Consider the following 6812-nt stretch of genomic DNA (forward strand, 5'->3'; position numbering starts at 1 on the left):
GCCTTCAAAACGCCGGAAGGCAAGCCCGTCATCCGCAAGAAGATCGAGGACGTCGTGCTTGACCTCTTCGACTTCGAGGAGTTCTCCACCCGCACCGTGGGCCCCACCTGGCGGCAGTTCACGCCCGAGCAGAAACAGCAGTTCAAGGACGCCTTTACCGAACTTCTGCGCAACACCTACATCGACACGCTCGATGAATACAACGGCCAGAAAATCCGCTTCACCGGCGAAATCAGCGCCGGCAACGGCAAGCGCGTGGAAGTGCAGATGGAATTTCTCGCCGATCAGAAGACCTACCCCGTGGCCTTCCGCATGCTGGAAAAGAACAATCGCTGGGTCGTGTACGACGTGCTCATCGAGGGCATCAGCATGATCAAGAACTACCGCGATCAGTTCCGCGACATTCTGACCAAGAACTCCCCGCAGGAACTCATTGAACGCGTGAAGGTCAAGGCCGAAGAACAGAAGAACAAACCCAAGGAAGCCAAGTAATGCGCACCGCAATTTTCGCCGCCCTTCTGGCCCTGGTTCTCGCCTGCGGCACAGGCTGCGCCTCCCGTCAGGAAAACGCTCCCGCCGCGTCGCAGCAGGTTGCCGCTGAAAGCGTCGCGCAGACTGCCGACGCCGGGGAAGACTTCGGCGGCCTCGACGACTACGACGACTACAGCGCCGAAGACCTCGCCGCTCAGGACGATCCGCTGGAAGGCTGGAACCGCTTCTGGTTCCACGTGAACGACTGGTTCCTCGAATACATCGTGAAGCCTCTGCACAAGGGCTACGCCTTCATCGTGCCCGAACCCATCCGCAACGGCGTCAGCAATTTTGCGCACAACGTGGCCTTCCCCGTGCGCATGCTCAACAGCCTGCTGCAGGGCGAGTTCGCGCAGGCCGGCGTGGAATTCGACCGCTCCGTGGTGAACTTCATGGTCAGCCTCGGCTTTGCCGACGTGGCCAGTCAGAGCAAGCCGCTCTACCCCTATCACCCCGAAACCGAAAACTTCGACTACACGCTCGGCGTGTGGGGCGTGCCCGACGGGCCGTACTTCATCATTCCCTTCCTCGGCCCCTCCACCGTTCGCGGAGCCGTGGGCGAAACCGGCGACGCCTTCATGAAGCCGCAGTACTACGCGCTCGACTGGGAAATCAGCACCGCAAGCAGCGTGTATTTCGCCTTCAACGGCGCCGACGCCCTCTACAAGCCCTACGATCAGATTACCGAATCCGCTCTGGAACCCTATGTGGCCCTGCGCAACGCCTACCTCAACATGCGGAAAAACCGCCTGCAGCGCATGACCTTCTCTTCCAACACTCAGGACTAGCCAGGAGACATACCGTGGCCAAATCAGACCGTTATCACAAAACCTTCCCCGTAACCTGGGAACAGCTCCACCGCGACGCCAAGGCTCTCTCCTGGCGCCTTCTGGAACGCGGCAAGTTCACCAAAATCGTGGCCGTCACCCGCGGCGGACTCATTCCCGCCGGCATCATCGCCCGCGAGCTCAACATCCGCCACATCGACACCGCCTGCATCATGCTCTACAACTACCGCGAGGAAGGCGATCAGGAAACCGTGCTCAAGAGCGCCGATCCTTCCTTCAACACGGAAGAGACCCTCGTCATCGACGATCTCGTGGACACCGGCCACACCGCCAAGATTCTGCGCGACATGCTGCCCAAGGCGCATTTCGCCACGCTGTACGCCAAGCCTGCGGGCATCCCCCTTGTGGACAGCTTCGTCACCGAGCTCAGTCAGGACACCTGGGTGCTGTTCCCCTGGGATTCCGAAGTGCAGTACACCAAGCCCATCATTGATCTCAAGGAAGGCGAGTAACACATCATCTTCCATCGAAAAGAGGCCGGTTTTACCGGCCTTTTTTTATTTCCGAACGCCGACTTTTCCGAGAAAAGGAATTGACAGCGCGCGTCGTCTGTGCTCCCATTCCCCCGTTCGGGGGCAATAACCGTTTTTTCTTCCGACGGGCAGCCGTCCCCCGCCGCCCATAACGAAAAGAGTCATCATGTCCGCTCAACGCATGGTCACCATGGACGGCAACACGGCAGCCGCCCACGTCGCCTATATATTCACCGAAATAGCCGCCATCTATCCCATCACGCCATCCTCCCCCATGGCGGAAAAAACCGATCTCTGGTCCGCCCGCGGACGCCTCAACATGTTCGGTCAGCCCGTGCGCCTCGTGGAAATGCAGTCCGAGGCCGGAGCCGTCGCCGCCGTACACGGCGCGCTTCAAACCGGCGCGCTCGCCACGTCCTTCACCTCGTCGCAGGGGCTTTTGCTCATGATTCCGGTGCTGCACCGCATCGCCGGCGAACATCTTCCCTGCGTGCTGCACGTGGCCACGCGCACCGTGGGCACGCATGCCATGTCCATTTTCGGCGATCATTCCGACGTCATGAACTGCCGCCAGACCGGCTTTGCCATGCTCTCCACGGCCAGTGTGCAGGAAGTCATGGACCTCGCCGCCGTGGCCCATCTTTGCGCCGTGCATTCGAGAGTCCCGTTTCTGCACTTTTTCGACGGCTTCCGCACCTCCCACGAGCTTTGCAAGGTGGAGGAAATCGACGACAAGGAACTCGCCGCCCTGCTCGACCGCGACGCGCTGAACGCCTTCCGCGCTCAGGCCCTGAATCCGGAGCATCCGCGCATCCGCGGCACGGTGCAGAACGGCGACGTGTTCTTCCAGGTGCGGGAGGCCTCCCGCCGCTTCTACGACGCCCTGCCGGACGACGTGGAATCCTGCATGGCAAAGATCAGCGCGCTCACCGGGCGTGAATATCATATCTTCCAGTATTACGGCGATCCTGAGGCCGAAGACGTCATCGTGGCCATGGGCTCCGTGTGCGGCACCATCGAGGAAACCGTGGACGCCCTGCGCGCTGCGGGCCGCAAGGTCGGCCTTGTGCAGGTGCGTCTGTACCGCCCCTTCTCCGCCCGTCATCTTCTCGCCGCGCTCCCTGCAAGCGTGCGGCGCATCGCAGTGCTCGACCGCTGCGCCGAAATGGGTTCGGCGGGCGAACCGCTCTACGAAGACGTGTGCTCCGCGCTCATGGGAGCGGGTCGTTCCGCCCTCGTCGTCGGCGGCCGCTACGGCCTTTCCTCCAAGGATACCGATCCCACCCAGATCCGCGACGTCTTCGACAATCTGCGCCGCCCCGAGCCGCTGAATCATTTTTCCATCGGCATCGTGGACGACGTGACCCATCTTTCCCTGCCGCGCGGCGAAGAGCTCGACACGGACCGGGGCAACATTCTCATGAGCTGCAAGTTCTGGGGCCTCGGTTCCGACGGCACGGTGGGCGCGAACAAGAACACCGTGGACATCATCAACCGCGTCACGCCGCTCTTTGCGCAGGCCTATTTTGAATACGACGCCAAGAAATCCTACGGCCTCACGCGCTCGCATCTGCGCATCGGCAGGGGGCCGGTGCGCGCCTCCCGCGCCGTGCGTCATCCGAACATCGTGGCCTGCCACGCGCAAAGCTACGTCGGCCTCTACGACATGGCCGAAGAACTCAAGGAAGGCGGCCTCTTCCTGCTCAACTGCACCTGGAAGGAAAACGAACTCGACGAGCGCCTGCCCGCGCGCTTCCGCAAAACGCTCGCCGAAAAAAAGGCCCGTCTCTTCATCATCGACGCCACGAAGCTGGCGCACGAAATCGGCCTCGGCCAGCACGTGAACGTCATTCTTCAGGCGGCATTCTTCCATCTTTCCGGCATCATTCCCGAATCGCAGGCCGAAACCTGCATGGAGGAAGCCGTGCGCAAGACCTACTTCGCCAAGGGCGAAGAGGTGGTGGCGCGCAACATTGCCGCCATCCGCGCGGGATTTGAGAACGTGCGCGAAGCGCCCGTGCCCGAACGCTGGAAAATACTCGACAACGACGAGCCCGCCCCTCGCGCCGACGCGCCCGCCGTGGTGACCCGTCTGCTTGATCCGCTGAACGCCCAGAAGGGCGACGATCTGCCCGTGAGCGCCTTCCTCGGCTACGAAGACGGACAGATGGACATGGGCCTCACCGCCTGGGAAAAGCGCGACATCGCCGTGCATGTTCCCCGCTGGAATGCCGAAGCGTGCGTGCAGTGCAACCGCTGCTCCTTCGTGTGCCCGCATGCGGTGATTCGTCCGTATCTTCTTACCGAAGGCGAAGCCGCCCGCGCGCCCGAAGGCCTGGTGAGCGCTCCGGCCCGGGGCAAGGGAGCCGAAGGGCTCCGCTACACCCTTCAGATAAGCGTGGCCGACTGCACGGGCTGCGGAAGCTGCGTTTCCTGCTGCCCCGCCGCGGGCAAGGCGCTTGCCATGAAGCCGCGGGCCGAGGTGCAGGAAAACCGCAGGCTGTGGAACTACGCCCTCGGCATTGAAGACAAGCGCGTGTTTGCGCCCTTCACCGTGCGCGGCAGTCAGTTCCGGCGGCCGCTGCTGGAATTTTCGGCCGCCTGCGCAGGCTGCGGCGAAACGCCCTACGCCAAGCTCCTTACCCAGCTTTTCGGCACCCGAGTGTACTGGGCCAACGCCACCGGCTGTTCGCAGGCCTGGGGCGCGGCCATGCCCGGCATTCCCTACGCCGTCAACGCGCGCGGTCAGGGCCCGGCCTGGTCCAACTGCCTGTTCGAGAACAATGCGGAATTCAGCCTCGGCATGCTGCTCTCCGTGCGTCAGCAGCGCGAGGCAGAACGCGAACGCGTCCGCCGTCTGCTGGAACATCTCCCCGAAGGCCCCGCCGCCTGCGCCGCCCGCCGCTGGCTCGAACTCTTCGACAGCTACGAAGGCTCGGAGGAAGCCTCGCAAAATCTTAAAGCAGCGCTTGAACAACTGCCGCAGACCGACGAGGTGCGCGACATTCTCGCCCACGCCGATCAGCTGGTCAAAAAATACTTCTGGATGTTCGGCGGCGACGGCTGGGCCTACGACATCGGCTTCGGCGGCCTCGATCACGTGCTCGCCACGGGAGAGGACATCAACGTGCTCGTGGTGGACACGGAAGTGTATTCCAACACCGGCGGTCAGTCGTCCAAGGCCACGCCGCTCGGCGCGGTGGCGCAGTTCGCCTCCGCGGGCAAGAAGAGCGGCAAGAAGGATCTCGGCGCCATGTTCATGGCCTACGGCAACATTTATGTGGCGCAGGTCTCCATGGGCGCTTCGCCCGAGCAGCTCATGAAGGCGCTCAAGGAAGCCTCGGAATATCGCGGGCCTTCGCTGGTCATCGCCTACGCGCCCTGCACGGCCCACGGCATCCGCGCGGGCATGGCCCACGCGCAGCAGGAAATGAAGCGCGCCGCCGAAAGCGGCTACTGGCCGCTCTACCGCTATCATCCCGACAGGCCCGATCCCCTCGTGCTGGACAGCCCCAGACCAGGCATGCCCTACGAAGAGTTTCTGAGCGGCGAAAACCGCTACGCCTCGCTCAAACGCACCTTCCCCGAGCGGGCCGACGCCCTCGCCGAAAAGGCCGCCAGAGAAGCCGCGCACCGCTACCTTCGCTACGAACGGCTCGCCGAGGCGCTCCGCCGCCGCGGAAACTGAAAAAATTTTTCGTTTCCGCAAAAAAAGACTTGCCAAGCCGCGGCAAATTGTCTATCTACATTCCTGCGCCGAAGTGGTGAAATTGGTAGACACGCTAGGTTCAGGGTCTAGTTCCCGTTCGGGAGTAAGAGTTCGAGTCTCTTCTTCGGCACCAGAAGCACGCAAAGCCCGTGAGGTTATCCTTACGGGCTTTTTATTTTTCTCTTCCGCAGCCAAAAACAAGAATCGTGCGTCCGGCTCTTCCATCGTCTGATGGCCGGGCTCTCTTGTGCGCGCCCTTTCCCGGGAGTCTCTGTTCCGGCTTTTTCACGCCCCGCAACGCTTCCGGCAGACGCAATTGAAATCCGCGGCCCGCTGTGCTAGAGCTCTTTTCAGGGAAATGCGGAAAAACGCGACGCCGATGCGCCGCTTCGTCCGCGCGCGGCAGCACAGCATCATGCCGCCGCCCTCTCCGCCGCATCCGCAGGCGCGGACTTCGCATTTCATGAACACGCGCCGGTCGCGCCGGCATCCGCGCTCGCTCCGCGTCCGCGGAAAGGACGCCTTATGGTCAAAACCTGGAACATTGCCATCCCCGAACTCACCGGCAGGGAAAAACGCCGGGCCTATCTCTACCTTCCCACCATGTACCGGGATCAGCCCCGCCGCCGCTTCCCCGTGCTCTACATGTTCGACGGCCACAACGTCTTCTTCGATTCCCACGCCACCCACGGCAAAAGCTGGGGCCTTTCCGAATACCTCGACTTCTTCGACGTGCCCCTCATCGTGGCCGCCGTGGAATGCAATCATCATCCCGACAACGGCCGCCTGTCCGAATATTCGCCCTACGACTTCTGCGATCCCGAATTCGGCTGCGTCACCGGCCGGGGCGACATCACCATGGAATGGCTCGTGAACACGTTCAAGCCCTCCATCGACCGGCGCTGGCGCACCATTCCCTGGCGCGAGCAGACCTTCATTGCGGGCAGCTCCATGGGCGGCCTCATGAGCCACTACGCCGTGACGAAGTACAACGAAATCTTCTCCCGCGCGGCGGCGCTCTCCCCCCACATCTGGGCGGACAGAAAAAAACTGACCGACCTCATCCGCACGGCCCCTCTCTCTCCCGACACCGTGGTGTACATGGACTGGGGCTCGGAAGAATTCGGAGGCAACCGCCGCATGGCGCACGATCTGCGCCTCGTGGCCGACGCCATTTTCGACCGCGGCATCCATCTGACCGCGCGCGTGGTTCCCGGCGGCGAACACAGCGAGGCGAGCTGGGAAAAACAG

The 6812-nt window shown here is 62.6% G+C and carries 5 protein-coding genes and 1 tRNA gene; all 6 read left to right on the plus strand.

The window, feature by feature from the left end:
• Nucleotides 1-492: Tgt2/MlaC family protein (locus ACZM96_RS08795; RefSeq protein ID WP_489488591.1), on the plus strand; the 492-nt coding region annotated here is incomplete at its 5' end.
• Nucleotides 492-1319, plus strand: coding sequence for an MlaA family lipoprotein (locus ACZM96_RS08800; RefSeq protein ID WP_489488592.1), 828 nt, complete (start codon nt 492-494; stop codon nt 1317-1319). The genes ACZM96_RS08795 and ACZM96_RS08800, both read left to right, overlap by 1 nt.
• 14 nt (nt 1320-1333) lie before the next feature.
• The gene (gene gpt, locus ACZM96_RS08805; RefSeq protein WP_489488594.1) at nt 1334-1831 is read left to right on the plus strand and encodes a xanthine phosphoribosyltransferase; all 498 of its coding nucleotides are present in this window, start codon (nt 1334-1336) and stop codon (nt 1829-1831) included.
• A gap of 187 nt (nt 1832-2018) precedes the next feature.
• Nucleotides 2019-5540 (plus strand): pyruvate:ferredoxin (flavodoxin) oxidoreductase, encoded by a 3522-nt coding sequence (nifJ, locus tag ACZM96_RS08810; protein ID WP_489488595.1) that lies wholly within the window; start codon nt 2019-2021, stop codon nt 5538-5540.
• 67 nt (nt 5541-5607) lie between these two features.
• Nucleotides 5608-5694, plus strand: a tRNA-Leu gene (locus tag ACZM96_RS08815).
• Nucleotides 5695-6086: 392 nt separating this feature from the next.
• On the plus strand, nt 6087-6812 hold a 726-nt coding region (locus tag ACZM96_RS08820; protein WP_489488596.1), incomplete at its 3' end, for an alpha/beta hydrolase.

The sequence above is a fragment of the Mailhella sp. genome (genome assembly GCF_057866825.1).